20 protein-coding genes are annotated in these 24274 nt (G+C 41.1%); 16 read left to right on the forward strand and 4 right to left on the reverse strand.

The window, feature by feature from the left end; genetic code table 11:
* Positions 1–5: 5 nt before the first annotated feature.
* The 11 genes from V3595_RS16210 (at position 6) to V3595_RS16260 (ending at position 11648) form a co-directional block, all read left to right on the forward strand.
* Positions 6–1532: a tripartite tricarboxylate transporter permease gene (locus V3595_RS16210; RefSeq protein ID WP_485908319.1), complete on the forward strand. Its 1527-nt coding sequence runs from the start codon at positions 6–8 to the stop codon at positions 1530–1532.
* A gap of 79 nt (positions 1533–1611) precedes the next feature.
* Positions 1612–3204: an ATP-binding protein gene (locus tag V3595_RS16215; protein ID WP_485908321.1), complete on the forward strand. Its 1593-nt coding sequence runs from the start codon at positions 1612–1614 to the stop codon at positions 3202–3204.
* Positions 3201–3908 carry a response regulator gene (locus V3595_RS16220; RefSeq protein WP_485908322.1) on the forward strand — a complete coding sequence of 236 codons (708 nt, stop codon included), beginning with the start codon at positions 3201–3203 and terminating at the stop codon, positions 3906–3908. Before V3595_RS16215 ends, V3595_RS16220 begins: the two co-directional genes overlap by 4 nt.
* A 290-nt stretch (positions 3909–4198) precedes the next feature.
* On the forward strand, positions 4199–5251 hold the full coding sequence (gene desA / locus V3595_RS16225; protein ID WP_485908323.1) for a Delta(5) desaturase DesA: 1053 nt from the start codon (positions 4199–4201) through the stop codon (positions 5249–5251).
* A gap of 94 nt (positions 5252–5345) precedes the next feature.
* Positions 5346–6467, forward strand: coding sequence for a sensor histidine kinase (locus V3595_RS16230; protein WP_350300515.1), 1122 nt, complete (start codon positions 5346–5348; stop codon positions 6465–6467).
* A 12-nt stretch (positions 6468–6479) separates the two neighbouring features.
* Positions 6480–7088 carry a response regulator transcription factor gene (locus tag V3595_RS16235; protein ID WP_034310044.1) on the forward strand — a complete coding sequence of 203 codons (609 nt, stop codon included), beginning with the start codon at positions 6480–6482 and terminating at the stop codon, positions 7086–7088.
* 102 nt (positions 7089–7190) lie between these two features.
* Positions 7191–7712: a peptide-methionine (S)-S-oxide reductase MsrA gene (msrA, locus tag V3595_RS16240; RefSeq protein ID WP_485908325.1), complete on the forward strand. Its 522-nt coding sequence runs from the start codon at positions 7191–7193 to the stop codon at positions 7710–7712.
* Between the two features lie 523 nt (positions 7713–8235).
* Positions 8236–8931, forward strand: a complete 696-nt coding sequence (locus V3595_RS16245; RefSeq protein ID WP_485908327.1) for a response regulator transcription factor — start codon at positions 8236–8238, stop codon at positions 8929–8931.
* Complete coding sequence (locus V3595_RS16250; RefSeq protein WP_485908329.1) at positions 8928–10283, forward strand: sensor histidine kinase; 1356 nt, start codon at positions 8928–8930, stop codon at positions 10281–10283. The genes V3595_RS16245 and V3595_RS16250 overlap by 4 nt, the downstream gene beginning before the upstream one ends.
* A 65-nt stretch (positions 10284–10348) precedes the next feature.
* Complete coding sequence (locus tag V3595_RS16255) at positions 10349–10897, forward strand: PepSY domain-containing protein (protein ID WP_485908331.1); 549 nt, start codon at positions 10349–10351, stop codon at positions 10895–10897.
* Between the two features lie 268 nt (positions 10898–11165).
* Positions 11166–11648: a tetratricopeptide repeat protein gene (locus V3595_RS16260; RefSeq protein WP_485908333.1), complete on the forward strand. Its 483-nt coding sequence runs from the start codon at positions 11166–11168 to the stop codon at positions 11646–11648.
* A gap of 226 nt (positions 11649–11874) precedes the next feature.
* On the opposite strand, the gene shc is transcribed toward V3595_RS16260, so the two are convergent.
* The 3 genes from shc to V3595_RS16275 all read right to left on the reverse strand — a co-directional run bounded on the left by shc (position 11875) and on the right by V3595_RS16275 (position 16169).
* The gene (gene shc, locus V3595_RS16265; RefSeq protein ID WP_485908335.1) at positions 11875–13770 is read right to left on the reverse strand and encodes a squalene--hopene cyclase; all 1896 of its coding nucleotides are present in this window, start codon (positions 13768–13770) and stop codon (positions 11875–11877) included.
* A 168-nt stretch (positions 13771–13938) separates the two neighbouring features.
* Entirely contained in the window at positions 13939–15588 is a 1650-nt protein-coding gene (locus V3595_RS16270) for a M14 family metallopeptidase (protein WP_485908336.1), read from the reverse strand.
* A gap of 218 nt (positions 15589–15806) precedes the next feature.
* Positions 15807–16169, reverse strand: coding sequence for a DUF1450 domain-containing protein (locus V3595_RS16275; protein WP_485908338.1), 363 nt, complete (start codon positions 16167–16169; stop codon positions 15807–15809).
* A 251-nt stretch (positions 16170–16420) separates the two neighbouring features.
* Between V3595_RS16275 and V3595_RS16280 the strand changes: the two genes are divergently transcribed.
* The 5 genes from V3595_RS16280 to ltaS all read left to right on the forward strand — a co-directional run bounded on the left by V3595_RS16280 (position 16421) and on the right by ltaS (position 23286).
* Positions 16421–17371 (forward strand): ABC transporter permease, encoded by a 951-nt coding sequence (locus V3595_RS16280; RefSeq protein WP_485908340.1) that lies wholly within the window; start codon positions 16421–16423, stop codon positions 17369–17371.
* Positions 17364–18311 carry an iron chelate uptake ABC transporter family permease subunit gene (locus V3595_RS16285; protein WP_485908341.1) on the forward strand — a complete coding sequence of 316 codons (948 nt, stop codon included), beginning with the start codon at positions 17364–17366 and terminating at the stop codon, positions 18309–18311. The genes V3595_RS16280 and V3595_RS16285 overlap by 8 nt, the downstream gene beginning before the upstream one ends.
* Positions 18305–19063 carry an iron ABC transporter ATP-binding protein gene (locus V3595_RS16290; protein WP_137016601.1) on the forward strand — a complete coding sequence of 253 codons (759 nt, stop codon included), beginning with the start codon at positions 18305–18307 and terminating at the stop codon, positions 19061–19063. The genes V3595_RS16285 and V3595_RS16290 overlap by 7 nt, the downstream gene beginning before the upstream one ends.
* A 209-nt stretch (positions 19064–19272) precedes the next feature.
* Positions 19273–20217, forward strand: coding sequence for a siderophore ABC transporter substrate-binding protein (locus V3595_RS16295; RefSeq protein ID WP_483878407.1), 945 nt, complete (start codon positions 19273–19275; stop codon positions 20215–20217).
* A 1101-nt stretch (positions 20218–21318) separates the two neighbouring features.
* Complete coding sequence (ltaS, locus tag V3595_RS16300) at positions 21319–23286, forward strand: lipoteichoic acid synthase (RefSeq protein WP_485908344.1); 1968 nt, start codon at positions 21319–21321, stop codon at positions 23284–23286.
* Between the two features lie 55 nt (positions 23287–23341).
* Here ltaS and V3595_RS16305 read toward each other — a convergent pair whose 3' ends face one another.
* The gene (locus V3595_RS16305; protein WP_485908346.1) at positions 23342–23962 is read right to left on the reverse strand and encodes an RraA family protein; all 621 of its coding nucleotides are present in this window, start codon (positions 23960–23962) and stop codon (positions 23342–23344) included.
* Positions 23963–24274 lie beyond the last annotated feature (312 nt).

A 24274-nucleotide genomic window follows, 5' to 3' on the forward strand; every position in this document is an offset into this window, starting at 1 on the left:
GTGAAGTGGGCACTTTTGATTATTTAATGCATGGTTTTGAAACGGCACTTACTTGGTATAATATACTTTTTGCATTTGTCGGAGTATTGATCGGTACGGCTGTCGGCGTATTGCCGGGGATCGGGCCGATGAGCGGTGTGGCTCTTTTAATTCCGGTAACCGCTTCGATAACAGGGGGACTTCCCCCAGAGCAAGCGGCAACAAGCGCCATCATTTTACTTGCAGGTGTTTATTATGGAGCGATGTATGGAGGATCGACAACTTCAATCCTATTGAATACACCTGGTGAATCTTCTTCTGTCGTCACCACACTGGATGGCTACCAAATGGCCAAGAAGGGAAGAGCCGGTAGTGCTTTATCGATTTCCGCAATCGGTTCCTTCGTCGGAGGGATTGTCACACTTGTCGCCATGATTGCCTTGGCTCAGCCATTATCGACGATTGCCATTAAATTCGGTCCGGCTGAGTATTTTTCGCTCATGCTTCTAGGGTTGGCGGCAGTCAGCGGCCTCGCGGGAAAATCCGTAACCAAGGCACTGATCATGACGGTTTGCGGTTTGTTGATCGGGACGATAGGCATCGATAATGTATCCGGGATCGCCCGTTTTACATTCGACATTCCTTGGCTGTATCAAGGGGTCGAATTCCTGACGATCGCAGTGGGTCTATTCGCTCTTGGAGAAGTATTCAAGACAATCTTGGAAAAAGACGAGGATGATGGGGAAATTGCAAAAATCAATAATTTGATTCCTTCCAAAGAAGAATTCAAGGAATCTGCGGGGCCGATTGCGAGGGGGTCGTTCTTAGGTTTCTTTGTAGGAATCCTGCCAGGTGCAGGGGCTACTCTTGCTTCATTCTTCTCATATCTTATGGAAAAACGGATTTCAAAAAACCCCGGGAGATTTGGTACAGGGGCAATCGCTGGAGTGGCTGGTCCTGAAACGGCCAATAATGCGGCTTCTGGCGGAGCGATGATTCCATTATTGACGCTGGGAATTCCGGGTTCCGGTACAACGGCGATTTTAATGGGTGCGCTCATGATGTACAATGTTCAGCCAGGTCCATTATTATTCGAGGACCATCCCCAGGTGGCCTGGGGACTTATCGCCAGTATGTTCATCGGGAATCTGATGCTCCTCATCCTTAATCTCCCGCTCGTTAAGGTTTTTGCGAAAATCATAGAAACGCCAAAGAAGTATTTGATTCCGATCATTATCGCGATCTCCATTTTTGGCGTTTATGCGGTACAAGTATCAACTTATGATTTATTGCTATTACTAGGATGCGGAATCTTGGGATATTTCTTAAGTAAAAATGATTATCCAATCGCCCCGTTGGTATTAGGACTGGTTTTAGGACCGATGATAGAAAATAATATGCGCAGGGCACTGACGATATCCGATGGTGATTACAGTTTGTTTTTCACTCGGCCGCTTTCGCTGACATTCCTGATCGTAACGGCATTATGGCTGCTCATTCCGGTTTTACTCAAGAAGAGAGGGAAGGATGTTGTCATCAATATTGAAGGTTAATTAATATTTTCTGAATGTTGTGAAAAAACCCCTTTTTTAAAGGGGTTTTTTTTTATATGATGTAAGTAGAGGTGATTGAATGCGTTTACACACCAAGTTGATGCTGGGCATCTGTACGTTAATCATCTTAATGGGTGGAATCTTTGAAGTTATTTTCATAAATATCCTTGAAAATAACCTGAAGCAGGAAACAGGGGAAAAAGCATTGTCGGTTGCCCAGACCATTTCTTTGCTGCCTGAAATTAAACAAGCTTTTAGAACGGATAATCCTTCTGTAATCATCCAGCCCATCGCGGAAAAAATTCGCAGGCAGATCGATGCGGAATTCATAGTAATAGGAGATGAGAATGAAACAAGGCTGTCCCATCCAGATCCAAACTTGATCGGGAAGAAAATGGTAGGAGGAGATAACGCCGAGGTGTGGGATGGGAAATCCATCATCACGGAGTCCACTGGGACATTGGGACCTTCCATTAGGGGGAAATCCCCGATAATCGCCAATGAAAAGGTCATTGGTGTCGTCTCCGTTGGCTACCTTCAGGACGATATTGAAAAAGAATTGTCCAGTATACAAAGAAAGATCGTCTGGATCATCTCTTTTATATTAGTCGGCGGTTTGTTGGTAGCCTTTTTCATTTCATTCAATATAAAAAAGGCGATATTGGGCCTGGAGCCGAAAGAGATCGCCTGGATGTTTCAAGAGAAGCATGCCATTTTGGAATCTATTCATGAAGGCATCATTGCCATTGATGTTCATGGAAAAATCACGGTCGTCAATGAAACGGCGCATAAAATCCTTCATATCCCTAAAGACGTCATGCTTCGCGGGCAAAAAATCGAAAAAGTCATAACGCATACACATTTGCTTGATGTAGTCAGCACGGCACGGGCCGAGTATGATCAGGAATTCATGATTGACGGTGAAGTTTTTTTGGCAAGCCGGATTCCCATTTTGAATGGACAGGGTGAAATCATCGGTGCAGTTGCAAGTTTGAGAAATAAATCGGAACTATCCAATCTTCTTCAGGAACTGTCACATGTAAAGGCGTATGCAGAAGGGCTGAGGGCCCAGACACATGAATATTCGAACCGGCTCTATACACTGCTAGGCTTGATTCAACTCGGTTCATATAAAGAAGCAATGGATTTCATATCGAAGGAAGTCGATGTCACCCAAGGCTTCATTCACTTTCTAATGAAGGAAGTACCTGATCCGATCATTGCTGGGTTCATCTTAGGGAAGGTAAGTTTAGCCAGTGAGCTGAAAATTGATTTTACCATTGATAGAGAAAGCAGTTTTAAAGATATTCCATCTGAAATAGATCGAGATTTATTGGTGACGATCATCGGCAATCTCATCAATAATGCCTTTGAAGCTGTACGGGAAAACGAAAGGGAAGAAAAAAGGGTATCGTTGTTCGTCACGGACTTGGGTAAAGAGTTGATCATAGAAGTTGAAGATAATGGAAAAGGAATGAACTCAGATGTTACCGAACTGATTTTCCAGGACGGTTTTACGACGAAAAGCCATCAAACCAATTCAGGTATAGGTTTGAGCCTTGTTCAGGAAGCGATTGATGGATTAGGGGGATATATCACTTTTTCGACGAAAGAAGGGGAATATACGATTTTTACTGTTGCACTGCCAAAAAACAGAGGGGTGATTAAATGATGGCCAATCGCGATATAGAAGTTTTGATCGTAGAAGATGACCTGCGGATTGCCGAGATACAAAAGCTATTCATCGAAAAGCTTGAGGGGTTTCAAACGATCGGAATCGCGTCAAGCTATGACGAGGCTAAAAGCTTCATCGAAATCATGCAGCCGGATCTATTGCTGCTCGATATGTATTTTCCGGATATGAATGGGCTCGATATCCTGAAAGAAATCAAGCAGCAAAGCAAACAAATGGATGTCATCATGATTACGGCGGCTAAAGAAATCGAAAAAGTACAGGAAGCCATCAAAATCGGCATATTTGATTATATTATCAAGCCTGTCGCATTTGAACGTTTCAAGCAGTCCTTACACCGATATCAAGAGTATCACATCAAACTGTCTGAATTGGAAAAGGGCAATTTTCCCGTAACGCAGCAACAGGTGGATAAGCTTTTGCGAAAGGAAATGAAAGAAAAAGAGAGGGAACAGACTTCACTGCCAAAAGGGATCGATCGGATGACTTTGGAGAAGGTGATGGTTGTGTTGGGGAAATCCTCCCCGGGGTTAACTGCCGAAATAGTGGCAAAGGAAATCGGTGTGAGCAGGACAACAGCAAGGCGTTATCTGGAGCACTTGATGTCAGAGGAAAAAATTGATGCCGATTTAACATATGGCACGGTAGGACGTCCTGAACGGGTTTATGCCATCAAGATATAAAGGGGTTCGCCAAGCGGCGGATCTTTTTTTATTTGCTCGAATAAATGTAAGGCTTTTTCTTGGAATCAGATTGATGGGAATTCCTCGTTTTTTTAAGTGTAAAAATGATGAATGAGGAAAAAATACGTGTGAAAAGTTTTGAAGCAGACAAGTATATGACAAGTGTCATGGCAGGGATTTGACGTTTATGACTATAGAAAATCGGTTATTATTCCTATACTTAAAGAAGAGATGCAAGCATAACCGATCCATTTAAACACTCCATTCCTATAATTTTTGAGGAGGAAATCATGAGTAATCATAATCAAAAACAATTGAGAAAAGATGTTGCCCCTTTTGAAAAATCCAATACTAAATCAAGCGTGAAACAGCTCATAAATACATTTCCGCCATTTTTCTTGTTATGGTTTTTAGCTTATCAGAGCTTAACCATCTCATACTGGCTGACCCTTGCATTTGCCGTAATGGCTTCAGGGTTTGTAATCAGGATTTTCATCATCTTCCATGATTGCTGTCATCAGTCGTTTTTCAAAAGCAGGAAAGCGAATGACATCCTGGGTACGATCAGTGGAATCGTCACATTATTTCCGTATGAGCAATGGAAGCATAGTCATTCCATACATCATGCAACGAGCAGTAATTTAAACAAACGCGGTACAGGAGATATTTGGGTCATGACCGTTGATGAATATGTGGACGCTTCATTCTGGGGACGTCTAGCATACCGTTTATATAGAAATCCGATCGTCATGTTTGGATTGGGTCCATTCTATCTATTCCTTGTATCGAACCGTCTTAATAAAAAAGGCGCTAAAAAGAAAGAACGCAGAAATACGCATTTGACTAATGCCGCAATCGTAGCGATTTATGGTCTTTTATGCCTAGCTATCGGATGGCAGGCATTCCTGATGATTCAGGTACCGATTCTTTTTATATCGGGATCATTGGGCATCTGGCTGTTTTATGTACAGCATCAGTTCGAAGATTCATATTTCGAAGAGGAATCTGAATGGGATTACGTGAAGGCTGCCATCGATGGAAGTTCTTATTATAAACTTCCAAAGGTTTTGCAATGGGTAACTGGTAATATCGGTTTTCACCACGTGCATCACCTTAGTCCAAGAGTGCCAAACTATAATCTGGAAAAAGTCCATGAATCCACCCTGCCTTTGCAGCAGGCAACGACAATCACCCTTAGTTCAAGTTTAAAATCACTTCGCTTCCGCCTTTATGATGGCGAAAACAAGACGTTTGTCAGTTTTAAAGAGATTAAGGAACGTCTAAATGAAACAAAATCAAAAATGGAAATTAATAATGAACGTCCAAGTCTTCAAGAAAAATAAATTGTTCACCAAAAAACCATTCGATTCCCATTGGATGGTTTTTTGATGAAACTCCTTAGTATATACTAGGATAAAAAGAAATAGAGGCGGCGCAATGCAAAGTTGGTATCATATCTTTCCGAAAAACACAGGGCTGAGCCCTTATGTCTGGATCATTTTTTGTATCCTTCCTTTTTATTTCATCTTCAAATCCTCTTCGATGTTGGAGATAGTCTTTGGAATCGTCATGATCATATTGTTTTTCATATCATATGGTCTCTCATTCGTTTCGAAGGGATGGCCCGTATACGTATGGACCGCGATACAAATAATCATTTCCATATCGATGACCATATTTTTCAGCTACATTTACTTTTCACTTTTTTTAGCATTCTTTATTGGGAATGTTCAAAATAAGGTTGGCTTTTTCGTATTATATTCGATCCAGCTATTGGCTACCATCGTGTCTGTCAATATTGGCTTCATCATGAAAGACCCTACCTTCTTTTCGCAATTTCCCTTTATGCTCATTTGTGTGGTAGGCGTGATCCTGCTCCCTTTCAACACGTATAATCGGAATAAACGGGGCATGCTGGAAGAACAATTGGAGGACGCTCATAAAAGAATATCAGAGCTTGGCAAAATGGAAGAACGTCAGCGGATTGCCCGTGACTTACATGATACACTTGGACAAAAGCTGTCTTTGATTGGCTTGAAAAGTGACCTTGCAGGGAAATTGATCGATTTGAATCCGGAGACGGCCAAGAAGGAAATCAAGGATATCCGTCAAACGGCGAGGACGGCACTCAAGGAAGTACGTGAAATGGTGTCGGAAATGCGTGGGTCCAAGCTAAGCGATGAAATTATCCGGGTCAAGCAAATATTGAAAGCCGCAGAGATAGAATTCAAGTTGGAAGGGACCACAGAATTGCAAGATACCCCATTGCTTGTTGAAACGGTTTTGAGCATGTGCTTGAAGGAAGCTGTGACCAATATCGTCAAACATAGCGGTGCCGACTGCTGTAATATCGTCATCGAAGAATTACAAACAGGAGTGACGATCACAGTACAGGATAATGGAGTGGGGCTTTCACATAGATCAGAGTATATTAAAGGCAATGGACTTCAAGGAATGAAAGAAAGGCTAGAATTTGTTAATGGCAGCTTGGATATTAAATCAACAGAGGGAACGACACTTTATATAAGGGTTCCGAATGCTATAAAAAATAATGGATAGGTGGGATTAACCTTGATTCGAATCGTAATTGCCGAAGATCAGCGGATGCTGCTTGGCGCGCTAGGTTCCATCCTTGATTTGGAAAGTGATATGGAAGTTGTAGGAAAAGCGAGCAATGGGGAAGAAGCAATGAATCTCGTCAATCAATTAAAGCCAGATATCTGCATAACCGATATTGAAATGCCAGTTAAAACCGGGCTCGATGTAGCGGAGGAGATCAAGGATCAAGGCCACCAATGCAAAGTCATCATTTTGACCACCTTTGCACGTCCTGGGTATTTTGAAAGAGCCAGAAAGGCCGAGGTAGGCGGATATCTTCTGAAGGATAGCCCAAGTGAGGAACTGGCGAACTCGATCCGTGTCATCATGGATGGGCGGCGCATTTATGCTCCTGAGCTGGTGGATATGGCTTTTGAAGAAGAAAACCCTTTGACTGAACGAGAGAGCCAAGTGCTCAAATTGATCGCAGATGGTAAGACCACAAAGGAAATCGCAAGCCAGCTTTATCTGACCAATGGAACGGTCCGTAATTATATATCGGTTATCCTCGATAAATTGGATGTGAGCAACCGCGTTGAAGCGATTGTAAGATTCAAGGAAAAGGGCTGGTCAAAAGATTGATCAAAGGTAATTCCCTGGCGGCTTTGCAAATCAAAAAAGCACTGTGTCAGAATTGATATATGGTATATTAATTTTTATTACATACAGGAGAGGATGACCATTATGCAAAAGGCTACATTTGCTGGAGGCTGTTTCTGGTGCATGGTGACACCATTTGAAGAACAACCGGGGATTGGGGGAATCGTATCCGGTTATACGGGAGGACATGTTGAAAACCCGACTTACGAGGAAGTGAAGACGGGAACTACGGGACATTATGAAGTCGTGGAAATCACTTTCGATCCTCAGTTATTTCCTTATGAAAGATTGCTGGAGCTATATTGGCAGCAAATTGATCCAACCGACGATGGCGGTCAATTCCATGACAGAGGAAGCCAATATCGGACGGCCATCTTCTATCATGATGAAGCTCAAGAAAAACTGGCTCTTGAAGCGAAAGAAAAGGTAGCGGCCAGCGGGAAGTTCCAGAAACCAATCGTAACGGAAATCCTTCCGGCCCAAACCTTTTACCCTGCCGAAGAATACCATCAAGGCTATCATAAAAAAAACAAAGATGATTATAAAGCGGACCGTGCGAAATCGGGACGCGATGAATTCATTGACCAGCATTGGAACGGTGAATGAAGACAAGATAACGAAATATAGTAAATGGCGAAATTATGAAAAAATATTGGATTTTTAAAGTTTTAATAATTGTATTATTTATAATTGCGTTATCAATTTTTTATCTTAAAGCTTTTTCGAAAACAGGGTTCGTATTTTTAGTAGTAGCAGGTATTATCATAGCTGTTTTAAATTTTCTAAATGACAAAGCTTATAAAACAAGAGGTAACAACTAATTCACTTTTTTTATAACCTTTTTAGATACATCAGTAATGAAAAATTTGGATTTAGTTGGTATTTTCGGCTTATTCATCCTAGACTATGGAAATATTCCATAGTCTTTTTATTATGGTTAACCGTTATTTAGATATGGGGAATCTCTGTATGTGTCTGGCATGGACCATACACATCCGGTTCTTTTTGTTGTCCTTTTAAAGGCACAAAAATTAAATTCATTATTTCATCGGATTTTTATGCGGAGGGGTCAATTTCTCATGATATTTTCATATTTCTTCAGTACACTAAGGGGTAGGTGGTGATGATCATGAATAAGAGAATTTTAATAATAGAAGATGAAGAAAAAATAGCGAGGGTCCTCCAGCTAGAACTTAATCATGAGGGTTATCAAACAGAATCGGCTTTTTCCGGAAAAACAGGTCTGGAAAGGGCAGAAGCCGAAGAGTGGGATTTAATCTTATTGGATGTGATGCTGCCCGAGTTGAATGGCATAGAAGTACTTAGGCGTTACCGGAAAAAGAATGGATCGACACCGGTAATCCTTCTAACCGCAAGGGATGCTGTGCCAGACAAGGTGAATGGCCTGGACCATGGTGCGAATGATTATGTAACGAAACCGTTTGAAATTGAAGAGCTGCTGGCACGGATCCGTGCTTGTTTTCGTACCAATGTACGGGAGAGCCAATCCGAAGGTGAAGTGGATGAACTTAAAATCCATGATCTGAAGTTGAACCTTGGTACAAGGGACATTCACAGGCAAGGCAATAGGATTGAGCTGACTTCCCGCGAGTTCGATTTGCTGGTTTATCTTTTGCAAAATAAAAATCAAGTACTTTCGAGGGAGCAAATCCTGACACATGTATGGGGATTTGACTTTGCAGGGGATACGAATGTGGTTGATGTGTATATCCGTTATTTGCGCAAAAAAATAGATTATCCCTTTGACCTGCAGCTTATACATACATACCGCGGTGTAGGTTACAGCTTGAAGGAGCCAGTATGAAGATTCGGACGAAAATCCAATCGTATTCCAGTCTTTTTTTAAGCGTCATGCTTATATTGTTGAGTATCATCGTTTTAATCGCCTTTCTTTGGATATCGGTAGAAAGGGAACGGGATTTGCTTGAAGATCAAGCTTCATTAATTGAAGAAAATATGCTGACGAAAGATTTGATTTCCAGTGATTCCGATTTAATGGAGCCGTATATCCCTGATGATGGAATGGTGCGGATATTCGACACTGATGGAAGGTTGGTAAAATCATTTACGGATGAAGAGGACCTTAAGGGGCTTGCGGTTAAAGCCATTAACGAGAAAGGATATGATTTTACCAAAGCTGACGGGGAATATGTATTGACCTACCGTTATCCTTATCCTGATGAAGGGAAGAAGCTAGGGGTGATCGAGGTCACACAGCCGCAGGATACCCTTCTTGATAATTTATCGACGCTTGCCCTCGTTTTGGGCGGTGCATCCCTTTTTGTCATTATTTTATCCATTTTTGCCGGTAAGTGGCTGGCCAACCTGATCCTCAAACCGATATCGATCATGAGCGGAACGATGAAGGATATTGAGAAAAGCGGAGAATACAAACGGATACCGCTATCGGATCAATCAAAGGACGAGCTGCAGGTGATGGGAGCGGCATTCAACAGGATGATAGAAAGGCTGGAGCGGAATTATAACCAACAGCAGCAATTCCTTTCAGATGCTTCACATGAATTGAAAACACCGATTACGGTCATAGAAAGCTACTCCTCTCTATTGAAACGCTGGGGAATGAAGGATGAGGCGATTCAGGAAGAGGCGGTGGAGGCAATCCACCATGAAGCCGTCCGGATGAAAAAGCTGACGGAGCATCTTCTGCAGTCTGCCTCCCAAACGGAACTTTCAGCTGATGTGGAAGGAAAAATAGAACTTATTTCGTTTTGTGAAGGGATTGCCCAAACATTCAGAAGGACGGGAAATCGTGAAATAACGATAGAATCAGAGTTTAAGGAAATATATGCAATGACCGTTTCCAGTAAGCTTGAACAGGTGATGATCATCCTATTGGACAATGCAATGAAATACAGTGAATCAAGTATACAGATCATGATAAAACAACAGGATAATGAAATTCTCATCGGTGTGAAAGATCACGGCGGAGGGATATCACCAGAACATCTCCCTCATGTCTTTGAACGTTTTTATCGCGTGGATTCATCGAGGGCAAGGAAAACGGGAGGCAATGGACTCGGGCTTTCCATCGCCCGAACGCTTGTCGAGTCATTCGACGGTAAATTGGAGATTCAAAGTGAGGTGGGAGAGGGAACGTTGGTGACTCTTACTCTTTCTCATCAAATTCTAATCTAACGCTCATGTTCGTTTCATGAAGGGTGCTTATTATTAAGGTAACAACTTAAAGGAGGAATTCATTCATGAAAAAACAGTGGAGTACGATTAAAGAAGGTATCATTCAAAGGAAAAAGGTAATCATGACGGTATCCATAGCTTCCGTATTGCTTTTCGGCGGTGCTGCTGGAACGGCGGTATATGCAGTCAATAAGGGGAACCTATCCGAGGATGAGGCTGTCAAAGTGATTTCAGAAAAACTAGGCGGGGAAGTTACTCAATTTGAAAAGGATTGGGACCAGCCGATGACCTATGAGATGACCGTTAAAACAAAAGAAGGCTATCAAGACGTTGATGTTGATGCTGAAAAGGGAGAGATTCTTTCTCAGGAGATGGAAGACGATTACGATGAGGATATGAGCACACAACAAGCCGTGGAAACTGCAAAAGTCAGCAGAGATCAAGCTGAAAAGATTGCCTTGAAAGCGGTGGAAGGTCAAGTAACGGATATGGAGCTGGATTCAGAGAATGGCACCCTTGTGTACGAGCTGGAAATAAAACAAGGACAAAAGGAATATGATGTTGTGGTGGATGCAACCACGGGTAAAGTATTGAAGAACCAGTTGGATGATTAATCAGCAATATGTGATATATGAATGAACTTGAACTGAAATGTATGAGAGGGATTTGCCAAGTGGCAGATCCTTTTTTTAGGTGCGATTATGAATTTCAAGCGAAATTAGGGAGAAGGAAGAAGAAACTTCCTTTCGATGAAGAGGCGTATGGGTGGAACAACCAACATGTAGCTGATGATACTCTGAAAAAATCTGCGGTTATAAAGGAATTAAAAAGAGGAATCGCGAATAGGGGCAATAAGGAATCTTATACAATGGAGGAATGGCAATGGGAAATTTGGAAGAGGCACTGTCACTAAGGGGAAAGAAAGAATTCGAAAAATCCAATCGATTATTGATGGATCTGGCAAAGCAAAATCCCGGGGATGCAGTCATACAGTATCAGTGTGCCTGGAGTTTGGATATTCTCGGACTTGAGGTAGAGGCGGTGCCCTATTATGAAGCGGCACTCAAATTAGGTTTGCCAAAGGAGGATGCAAAAGGGGCCTACCTAGGGTTGGGGAGCACATATCGCACCATAGGGGAATATGAAAAATCAAGACAGACATTGGAATCCGGGCTGGCGAAGTTTCCTGAGGATAAGGCTTTATTGGTATTCAGGGCCATGGCATTTTATAATTTGGGCCACCATGATCTTGCAATGGAATCTCTTTTGAAGATAATTGCCGAAATCTCGAGTGATCAAGAAATACAATCTTATGCTAAGGCCATAAAATTTTATAGTGATAAGCTGGATAAAGTTTTCACATAATAGTGATCATCCCCAAACTATCCACAAAACCTGTATAAAACAAGTCATCCTTACATAGCTGAAATGAATTAATCAACAATATGACGGGGAATTTCTTGCATTTGGCACTTTTACGGATAAATGAATGTGGATAACCTCGGATTGTGGATAACTTTCCGGTGTTATTCACTACTTTTCCACAGGTAATCCACATATTCACCTTTAATATGATAATAAACACTGGTGATTAAGTCTTCAGGAATTTTTTATTGTAATGACTTAAGGCTAAAAGGGGATAAATATAGCGATAGCTATGATAATGGATATACAAAAAATCTGCCATTCCCTGGCCTGCAGGATAATCATTGGTCCAGCTTTCTTGTTGACCTGCACGGATGAGATAGGCAATGCCTTTTTCGATCTCGGCTGTCGGCTTTTCTGACGCCGATATCAATGCATCCACAGCCCAGGCTGTATGTGTCAGTGTGCTTGTTCCGAGGGGGATATATCGTTGCTTGATATCACTGTAACAAGATTCACCCCAGCCGCCATCTTCATTTTGAATTTTCTTCAACCAAGTTAAGGCTTTTTGGATGGATGGATGTCCAGTGGCTTGCCCTGCTGCCTTCATGCCGGTCAGTGCAGACCATGTGCCATATAGATAGCAGATGCCCCAGCGCCCATACCAGGAGCCATCACGCTTCTGGTCTTCCAATAGCCAATCCACCGCTCTTTTACTGACTTCCTCCGGCTTCTTCATATTTGTATAGTTCCCCAGGAATTCCAGCGTTCTTCCTGTCAGATCAGCGGTAGAAGGGTCAGTCAGGAGATATTTCGAACCCTCTATAGGAAGAAGCTGCAGCCATTTATGGTCGTTATTCCGTTCGAAGGCTGGAAATCCGCCATCATCATTTTGCATGGATATCGTGAAGGAGACACCGCGCTGCCAGCTGTCCCGATTATCCGGTTTTGCTTGCAGTTGCTTAGCCAGCGCCCGCAGTGAGGCGGTCGTATCATCGACATCCGGATTCATGGTATTTAAATCCGAGAACCCCCAGCCGCCTGGAATCGCGTTAGGATTATGGATCAGCCAATCTCCATACATATAATGCTGGCGTGACAGTAAGTACTGATTGGCGGCCTTGACCGCTTTGTCTTTGGAAGGTATGCCCGCTTCTTGAAGGGCGTAGCTTATTAAGGAGGTATTCCAAACATGGGGCGTCGTGAACTGGATATGTGTGTGTCCCTCAATAGAGCAGGCCATCCCCTTCAGACCGGCCATGGCCTTTAGAATCACTGGATCTCTTTTCGAATACCCAATTGAAAGGAGGGCAAAGATCATGAAAAAGGTAGAACCGAAATAATTGTACAGTGTCCCGTCTGGTTCCAGCCTGTCGAGCATAAACCTTTTCGTTGAATCCAAGGCTAAGGAATGCAAATAATCCGGATAACCAATCAAGGTTTTGACGCCTGTTTGAAGTTTGGAGAAAAAGGAACGATATTCTTCGGTACGATACTCTTCCCACATACGCTCTTCGGATCGGTCCTCCGTTGTTTGAAATAAATCTTTTAGACTTGGCGTGTCAGGGGTCTTGATTTGAAACCTTTTATGGCCAAGCAATAGCAATGGAATCATGTTGACCCGCCCATATACAGAAAGATCATAAATGCTGACGAAAAAGGTCGGAGGCAGTAAAACCACTTCGAGAGGAATGGGGAATAGGCGCGGCCATTGATATTGTCCGGTGACGGTAAGCATCATTTTCGTTAACATTTTGGCCTGTTTGATGCCGCCCTTGGAAAGAATGAATTGTTTGGCTTTCCTCATATGGGGATGATTTTTATTGCGGAGTCCGCTAAAAAGAAGGCCATAGTAAGCCTCGATCGTAACCGTAACATTGCCGTCCTTCTCGTCTTGGAAAAGTTTCCATGAACCGTTTTCCGTTTGCTTGCTTTCGATTCTTTTTACTAAAGCCTCTATAAGAGGAGTGTCTTCCATATCTAAAATTTTCAATAATATGATCATATAGGCATCTGCCGTTATCCCGGTGTCAAAGGGATAATTCCACGAACCATCAGGGGATTGGTCTTGTTTCAAGCGATGAACAAGGCGATTGATTTCCAATTGTACATGTTGGTTCAATGACTTTCCTCCTCTAAAAACACATTTTCCGTTTATATGTATATTCAAAACTTGTCGTTGCATTCAAGAAATCATGTCAGCGCATCGTTCCAACCGAATAAAGGAGGGGGGGAAACTAAAAACGCTTTGGCAATGAAAGCTGCCAAAGCGTCATTTGGATACTATGCATCATTTAACGGGTAAGGAAGATGGCTGCATATAGCGGTAAATCGGCAGTTCTTTTCCTTTGGCAGCCGGGATGAAATTGAATGTCACATAGCTGTCCATGCCTTCAGGTTCGAGGGCAAGGGAGATGAAGTTAGCATCAGGCTGGGCCATGTCGAAAACATAGCTTCCTTTTGGGAAAACCCGAGTTTTTGAAGTAACGGTGGTCGTGACTTCCCTTGTGGAATGTCCGCTTTCCAGTTCAGCGGAAACTTTTAAATCATTGACCCTATAACTTTCAACTGCTACTTTCATAGGTCTTTTTAATTTTTTCACTTCCACTCCCAATAGCTGAAGTTTCTTGGCGATATTTTTATATTCAGGTGGAAGGATATAGGCTGTCGGACGATCTCTGACAAGGGTAGGGTAGGCATCGGTAGAATCCAGCCAATCGATGGAGGCATCGACCATTTTCGCTTTCGCTAAATCGACTACAGTCAGTTTTTGATCCTTAACCAATTTATTTTTGCTGGTGATGACAATTTCATCGTTATCATTTGCTTTTCGCCCTTTTCGCACGACTTCAGCTTCTGCCAGTTTAACGACTTTTTTAACTTTACTGGCCTGTTCGGCTGTCGTTTTGATGAATGCTGCCTGTGCAGTGGCTTGTGCAAAAACACGTCGTTTAAAATCCGTACGGCCGATATTGATCCCCCTTGTTTCAATTAAATAGGTCATTGTATTTTTCAAACCGAGGGCGTTTCGGCCAATCCGGGCTTCTGTGCTTCCTTCTGTGGCGGTAAGGACTCCATCATCAGAAGTGGCCAGTGTATAGTAATCGTGATAGGAAAGCTTTTCTTTTTCCAATGTTTTAAAAACATTAGGCAAAAGCAGTTCATCGGAAGCTTTTCGAAGCTGTTCGGGAATATTTAAATTCTTGGCTGAGGAGATGAGTAAATCATAGGAAGCAATCGATCCATTTGCTCCCACTTTTTTCAGGGGGGCGGGATTCACTGTATATTCATGTACATCCAGAATGACTTCTGGTTCATAATCATCGATTGACTGATGAATCGTCTGCACTTCAGGATACTCCACTTTTAAGTAGTCCCTATTCGCATCCATGTCATTTGCGGTATATCGTTTGAAATAATAAGAGCCATCAGGATTCACTCGTGGAACGATGGCAACATTCACTTTTTCGAGGACATCACCAAGTTTGCCTTCAGCCAGCCATTGTGCAAGGACTAATGTAGATTCACTTGAAGCGGGTTCATTGCCATGGATTTGACCTTGAATCCAAATCAATGGTTTATGGGAATTCTTAATCGGCCTTTTTGAATCCTTGCTGAAAAGAAGCATCGGGATGTCGCGTCCTTCTGTGGATTTACCTATCGTCTTGACCTGGATGTTTTTGTTTTTATGGGAGAGGGACTTGATGGAATCCAACATTTCTTCCTGGCTCGTAAAGGCGACCTTGTTTTGTTTAAAGGCAGGGGTCTTGAAAGAAACATTAGGGTCAGGGAAAAGGTGGGAGAGGTTATCTGGTTGAATGTAGCTTGGACCATTTCCATAATAAGGGGTGAATTCTTCCGCCTCGGCGATAGGGCCAGGCAATCCAGTGACAAGACCTAGTGTTACGACTGAAACGATGGTAGGAATGATTTTTTTCATGGACGTCCTCCTGTCTATCTTTTTCCATAAATTATCATATTTCAAGCTATTTATACAGTGAAAACGTAGGAAATAGTGAAAAACAGGAAGTAACGACTAGATTAATAATTCAATGTTAAATTCGCAATTCCTTTTAATAGATGTTCATCACCTGTATTCTGTATAATTACAGGTAAGTAGTCAAAATGACACGGAACAAGCAATTTGTTTGGCCCGTATCATTTCAATTCATCATGTAACCGATTTAAAAGATCCTGTGAATCTTCGCCACTCATAATCTGGCCGTTCACCTTTGCATAGGGGGTTTTCTGACAAAGCTTACACTCACTCAAACATTCATATTCCTTATATTGAATCCTTGGATTCGCTAAGAACTTGCCATAATCGGCAACTGTTTGTTCATTAAGGAAGCGGTCAAGATTATTTTGACAAAATTCAATCTGGTTTTTCGCCTTTTTTGAGAACACTTTGAATAGCAAGTTTTTCATCATATCGCTTCTTTCATTGGATGAGTAAATATTTGTTATTTTGATTTTATCATTTCCTGTAACGAAATGCATGATTGGTTCATCCAAATTCATTACAATCTGACTATTCGGAGAATATCAAAGTAATTCCCTTGTATATATTGACACATGTCTAAGAAATGATAGAATAAGAATGACTGATAATGATAATGAATCTCATTATCACGAATGGAAGAACCTTTTAACTATTGCAACTTCATGATTTCCATTTCAATAGGTGACTTTACGATAGTCTTTATTCAAATATGTTTAATTAAAAATATTATCGCTGTATTAAAGTGAGATAGGAAGAGTAGGAAATGTAGATGAAGATAAGATATTTAGTCATGGCGTTAATTGTTTTATCATTTACGTCATTATTCATTGGTGTAAAAGATATTACCCCCCTGGATTTATTGAATCTAAGTGATGATAAAGTGCAAATCATGCTGCAAAGCCGTTTCCCCAGAATGGTGACCATAGTCATTGCCGGTATTGTGATGAGTATAAGCGGTCTGATCATGCAGCAATTGAGCCGCAATAAATTTGTATCCCCGACGACTGCCGGTACCATGGACTCTGCAAGGCTGGGACTTCTTCTTGCCATTATCATTTTTCCATCGGCAGCACTTATTGAGAAAATGGCATTCGCTTTCATATTCGCTTTGGCAGGTACATTCTTGTTCATGAAAATTCTTGATCAAGTGAAATATAAGGATACGATTTTCATTCCATTGGTGGGTTTGATGTTTGGTAATATCGTCGGATCCATCTCGACTTTCTTTGCCTATAAATATGATTTGATTCAAAGCCTCAACACATGGATGAATGGGGATTTCTCGATGATCATGTCGGGAAGGTACGAACTTATATATGTAAGTATCCCTCTCGTCATTCTCGCATACTTCTTTGCCAATAAATTCACTGTGGCAGGGATGGGTGAGGAGTTTGCTATCAATCTAGGACTCAATTATAAGCTTATAGTCAATTTTGGGTTGATCATCGTGGCATTATCCTCCACTGTCGTTTTGTTAACGGTGGGAACGATTCCTTTCATAGGGTTGATCGTACCAAATATTGTATCCCTTTACCTTGGTGACAATTTGAAAAAGAGTCTTTCTCATACAGCATTGCTAGGGGCAGTATTCCTATTGATCTGCGATATTCTGGGCAGGATCCTCATATTTCCATTTGAAATCCCGATCGGACTCGTGGTTGGTGTCATAGGAAGCGCCGTATTTATCTATCTGATAATGAGGAGAAAGGCATATGAATAATAAAAGTAGGATCATTATATTGGCTGTTCTTGCAGCAGTTTTAACGGCAGGTTATATCTTTTGGGACCTTGGCCCGAATTGGGATTATGCACTGCCGAGAAGGGTTATAAAAATTATCGCCATCATCGTGGTTGGCTGTGCAATAGCTTTTTCAACAGTGATTTTTCAGACAGTCACGAATAATAAAATCCTGACACCAAGCATTTTAGGGTTGGACTCAATGTATATGCTGATCCAAACGGGAGTCATTTTCATATTCGGATCAACGCATATCATGATCATGAATAAAAATCTCAATTTCCTGATTACACTTGCGGCCATGCTTATTTTTGCAAGCCTTCTGTTCAAATTCATGTTCAAGAAAAACCGTAATATTTACTTCCTATTGCTGATCGGTATCATCTTCGGAACCTTATTCGGCAGCATGTCTTCATTCATGCAGGTATTGATTGATCCGAATGAATTTCAAATCATTCAAAATAAAATGTTCGCCAGCTTCAATAATGTCAACACGGACCTGTTAACGTTAGCTATTATCCTAATGATAGTTGCAATGATATATTTCATGAGATTTTTGAAGTATTTAGATGTCATGTCCCTGGGGAGGGACCAAGCCATAAACTTGGGTGTGGATTATGATTTTGTCACGAAGCGGGTTTTAATCGTCGTTACGGTTTTAATCTCCATTTCGACTGCCCTGATCGGTCCGATCACGTTCCTCGGATTGCTTGTTGCAAATGTGGCTTATCAATTCATTAAGTCCTATCAGCATAAATTTATCATCCCGGGTGCGATGCTGATCAGTGTGGTTGCCCTGGTCGGCGGCCAATTCATTGTGGAGAGGATCTTTACGTTCTCAACCACCTTAAGTGTCATCATCAACTTTGTCGGCGGCGTCTATTTCATCTATCTTCTATTAAAGGAGAATAAATCATGGTAGAAGTGAAAAATTTATTCAAAAAATATAATAGTAAAACGGTTGTCGAGGATGTTTCCATTGAAATAATGAAAGGGAAAATCACATCCTTCATCGGTCCTAATGGAGCGGGGAAAAGTACCGTCCTTTCGATGATCAGCCGTCTCATTACCCGGGATTCAGGAGAGGTCCTGATCGAGGGAAAGGATATGGGGAAATTCAATAGCAATGAACTTGCGAAGAAGATTGCCATCTTAAAGCAGGCTAATCACATCAATATCCGTTTAACGATTCGTGAACTCGTCGCCTTTGGCCGTTTTCCTTATTCACAAGGCAAACTGACTAAAGAGGATTGGAAATACGTCGATGAAGCGATTGAATATATGGAACTTGCCGACATGCAAGATAAGTTTCTTGACCAGCTTAGCGGCGGGCAGCAACAGAGGGCATTCATTGCCATGGTTATTGCTCAGAACACGGAGTATGTACTTCTTGATGAACCCCTGAACAATCTTGACATGAAGCATTCCGTCCAAATCATGAAGGTATTGAGGAGATTGGCCGATGAATTAGGCAAAACGGTCATTATCGTCATTCATGACATTAATTTTGCATCCTGCTATTCCGACTATATTGTCGCATTGAAGGATGGAAAGGTTGTTCATAATGGACCTACCGAACAAGTCATCAATTCCAATGTTTTAAAGGAAATCTATGATATGGATATTGAAATCCAAAGCATCAATGACAATAAGATCTGTGTGTACTTCACGTAAGACAATTCCATTTGGTTTTAAATTACTTCAGTATTCATAGCCGTCCCAGAAATCACCACATACGCTTCTTAGGCTGGTAAGAGTTGGCGGGCGCCCAAAGATTATAGCCGCCTCCTGTCATATGGCAGGGAAGTGATGAAGGTGAATTCTGTGAAGGTGAGGATTCAATATGTAATTTTAAATAAAAAAATTTTGAGGTGACCATAATGATTAAGAAATTATCTTTACTTCTTTTGGTTGCAATGCTGGCTGTAGTGGCTGTAGCTTGTGGATCAGATAAGGAAAAAGAAGAATCAAGCGCGAAAAAAGAAAGTGCTAAAAGCGAAGAAATTACAGTTAAGCACCAACTAGGCGAAACGAAAGTAAAAACAAACCCTGAAAAAGTCGTTGTATTCGATATGGGTGCTCTTGATACTCTTGATAAATTGGGTGTGGAAGTGGCAGCTGTTCCTCATGATGGCCTTCCAAAATACCTTTCTAAATATAAAGGTACAACTGAAAATGCCGGCGGATTAAAAGAACCTGACTTCGAAAAAATCAACGAAATCGCTCCTGACTTAATCCTTATTTCTGGCCGTCAATCTGAAGCATATAAAGAACTAAGCAAAATTGCCCCTACTGTTTTTGTGGGTGTAGATACAACAAAGTATATGGAATCATTTGAAGAGAACGTAACACTTTTAGGTAAAATCTTCGATAAAGAAGACGAAGCAGCTAAAGAATTGGCAAGTGTTGAAGAAAACATCAATGCTTTGAAAGAAAAAGCTCCAACTGACAAAACTGGTTTAATCGTTCTTGCCAGCGGTGGAAAAGTAAGTGCTTACGGACCGGATTCAAGATTTGGAATCATCCATGATGTATTCGGAGTACCTGCAGTAGATGATAAATTGGAAGTATCGACACATGGTCAAAGTATTTCTTTCGAATATATTGCTGAAAAGAACCCTGACTACCTATTCGTTGTAGACAGAGATGCGGTTGCCGGTGATGGAGCTGCAGCAAAAGATACTGTTGAAAATGACATTGTGAAAAATACAAAAGCATTTAAAGAAGGTAACATCATTTATCTAGACCCTAACTACTGGTACTTATCAGGCGGCGGTTTAGAATCTGTTGACGCTATGGTTAAAGAAGTTTCAGAAGGCATTAAGTAATTTAAATATTGTTAAATGAAATCCTGTCCTCGATCGAGGGCAGGATTTTTTTATTTTTTATAATAAAGCTGGATGAAACCAATATACTAACAAAGGGGACAAAGGAATTCACATATAAAGGTGACAAAATACAGGTAAGCTTATAAGGTCCCCCACGACCAAATTAAGGGGAAATGGGAAAAGGACAAGGTATATTCACTCCAGTTGCTTTTTATGGCTCATATGGGCTGCAATCGAAGGAATGTAACCCTTCAGCCGATATGAAAAAATTCAGTTTCTTCCTATTATAATGTCAAATCCATGGATACTTGAAGCTTTCCGGTTCCAAGAAGAGTTTTTTAAATTGTAATTTAAGTTAATTTTGGTAAATCAAATCTTTTATGGATGATAAAAATTATCCTGAAAGTAAAATATAAAAATAATATGATCAGGATTTTCAGGAAAAGTTTTTTGAAAAAAGCTAATAAAGAAGCCGGAGGGGAATGATGTCGATATTACACGAAATCTATTTGTTATTTTATGGGATTTCGAAGCGGCAGGATGCAATTATGAATGAGTCAAACTTTTGCAGGCTTGGATTTTGAATAGGGTAACAAAAGTGCGGAGGAGAGGTGCATCCATGTAATCGGCAATCCATTTTCAACTGTCGAATTATCGGGAAAGGAGTCCTGGGAATTTCAGGTAGCCTTCAATAATTGAAGATTTATATCTTTACATATTTTGTAATGTACTGGTTTTTTTATAAAGAGTCGTTTATAATGGAAAAGGTTCAAGGACGTGAAACTAAAACAGTGACTGTCATCCGCAGTCACCCCAAAAAGTTACGGTAATATTTATTGGATTAAGACATGGAGTTCCTATATATTTGTTATAGGTGCGCTGGACATTCGAGACGGGCGAAGCTCTGTTATTTTTTCAAAGGCTTGTTCATAAGCTAAAGAAGTGTTCTGGATATAAGAGTTATGGATGTGACAAAAGGTGGTTTTCACAATCTTGACTATCCAAGTGAAAGAATGCTATTATAAGGTTTCCGTTTTTCCGTCTTTTGTAAGTTTGTAAGAATTTATATAAATAAACCACTAGATTAATAGAGGTGAAAGCATGAATAATTTTCTCAAAAAAAGCCGGCATTTATTTGCAGATAACATACTAGGCTTTTTCTTTATTGCAGTAGTTATGTTTCAGATTAAAACTTATATTGGATATCGAGTTGAATTTAACTTAGGTATTGAAAATGGCCTGCAACAGTTTTTGCTGTTCATAAACCCGATTAGTTCAGCCATTTTATTCTTTGGCTTGGCACTATTGGCTAGAGGCAAAAAAACGTTTAAATGGATCATCAGGTTGAACCTTTTGATGTCACTATGGTTATTCTTCAATATTGTATACTACCGGTCATTTACCGATTTCATTACATTGCCAACCTTGACGCAAGTGCAAAACGCCGGGGATTTGGGGCCGAGTATTTTAGAATTATTTAAAGGCCATGATGTATTTTATTTCCTTGATACGGTTCTTTTGATCCTGTTGTACAGATTCAAAGACTTTAAAGTGGAAGACTTCAAAGTCAAACGCCGTACAGTTGGAATGGTTTACCTAGCGGGACTTGCAATTTTTGCGATCAATTTGGGACTTGCTGAAAAGGATCGTCCGCAATTATTATCAAGAACATTCGACCGGAACTATATCGTCAAATATTTGGGCATGTTCAACTATACGGTTTATGATGCCGTTCAGAATACTAAAACATACGCTCAGCGTGCGACTGCAAATAGCACGGATATCGCAGAAGTGGTCAACTATACGAAGGCAACAAGCGCTGAACCGAACCCTGAGTATTTTGGGGCAGCTAAAGGTAAGAATGTCATATACCTGCATTTGGAATCCATGCAGAATTTCCTGATCGATTATGAGTTGAATGGAGAAGAAGTTACTCCATTTTTAAACTCACTTGCAGCAGATAAGTCAGATTTCATGCACTTTGATAATTTCTTCCATCAAGTAGGCCAAGGTAAAACGGCGGATGCTGAATTCATGCTCGAAAATTCCCTGTTCGGTTTACCACAGGGTGCAGCATTCACAAACCGATCCCAAAATACGTATCAAGCAGCACCAGCGATTTTAGGACAACAAGGATACACATCTGCTGTGTTCCATGGTAACTACAAATCTTTCTGGAACCGGGATAATATGTATAAGTCTCTTGGTTTTAATCAGTTCTTCGATGCAAACCATTATAATATGGAAAATAAAGAGGAAGTTCTAAGTTATGGATTAATGGATAAGCCTTTCTTTAAAGAATCGATTCCTATGTTAGAAACGCTTAAACAGCCTTTCTATACAAAATTCATAACGGTATCTCATCATTTCCCATATGCCATGGACCAGGAAAAAGCAACAATCGGTAAGCATACGACAGGCGATGCTTCCGTTGATAGTTACTTCCAAACTGCACGCTATGCCGATGAGGCGCTTAAAGAGTTTTTCGATTATCTGAAGGAATCCGGTCTTTATGATAACTCGGTAATCGTTATGTATGGTGATCACTATGGTATTTCCGAAAACCATAAAGAAGCCATGTCAAAAGTGCTTGGCAAGGATGTTGACGCATTTGAGAATGCCCAATTGCAACGTGTACCATTATTGATTCATGTTCCAGGTGTCGAAGGCGGGGAAATGCACCAATACGGAGGACAAATTGACCTTCTCCCGACTTTATTGCATCTGTTAGGAATTGAATCTAAAGATTATGTACAATTCGGTTCCGATTTATTGTCAAAAGATCATAATGAAGTAGTACCTTTCAGGAATGGTGATTTTGTAACACCGGAGGTCACTTCCATTAAAGGGAAATACTACGATACTAAAACAGGAGAATTGGTCGAGGAAAATGATGACATCCTCAATTATAAAACGAGAGCTGAAACGATGCTCAATTTATCAGACCAAGTAGTGAACGGCGACTTACTCCGTTTCTATACTCCAAATGGTTTTAAACCGATAGACCCTGCTGATTATGATTACACATATGATGAAGAGGCTTCAAAGGAAGATAAGACCGATAAATAAGGCTAATGAAAAAACAGGCAGGAAGCCATCGCTTCCTGCCTGTTTTTTATATGCGTCATCCTTTATTGGTCATCATGGCAATATACTTTCTAATTTGATCAGGCTTCCCTGCATATTTTTCAGCACGCTGTTCATCTTTCATGATTTTATCCTTCGCTTTGTACAGGATTTCTTCACCCTTGGCTTGTGGCACGACCACGACTCCATCCATGTCACCTATGATGATGTCACCTGGAAATACGGTGACACCTCCACAGGAAATGGGGATATTGGTTTGGCCTACACCTTCCTTGCCGCTTGAGGCAACCGTCGCCCCTTTGCTGAAAACAGGGAAATTCAATTCTTTAATTGCTTCAAGATCGCGAATGACTCCATCGATAACGAGACCGCCAACTTCCATGGTCTGCATCATGCCGACGACAAAGTCTCCTGCTATCGCCCGGTATGTATCACCCTTGCTGTCAACGACAATTATATCCCCAGGCTTGGCTTCGCCGATTGCTTTTAACACGGCTGAATTATCACCGACGGGCATCTGTACGGTCAAAGCTCGTCCGGCCAGACGAAACTCTTCCTTTAAGGGTTTAATCGCCGATTCCAGGTTGCTCAACCCTTCCATTGCATCAGAAATCGCCGTGGTGGGCAAATTCCTGAACTGTTGAATAAGAGTATCCATGACTATGATTCCTCCTTAAGATTTAATGAATATAGCCTAATTATACACAAATTTTGTAATTTTCTAATAATTTCCGTTTGATAAAATGGTAAATGTAGTGTAATCAATATATGAAGGGGGAGGGAAGTTCTTCTGTCACAAGGGGTTCAAGCCAAATTCCTGTTTAATCAATCGATTGATTAAACTTTTTAGATCATCGTTATGAAGGAGTTGAAATCAATTAGCAGTAAGGGTGAAATCCAACGTGACGGCCTGTTGCCTGCTTGGTTCCGTATGTACTTCTGAATGTTGCTTCCTGATGTGGGTGTCAGC

Origin of the sequence: Bacillus sp. CFBP9009 (assembly GCF_036541465.1) — a bacterium.
Classification (GTDB): domain Bacteria; phylum Bacillota; class Bacilli; order Bacillales; family DSM-1321; genus Peribacillus.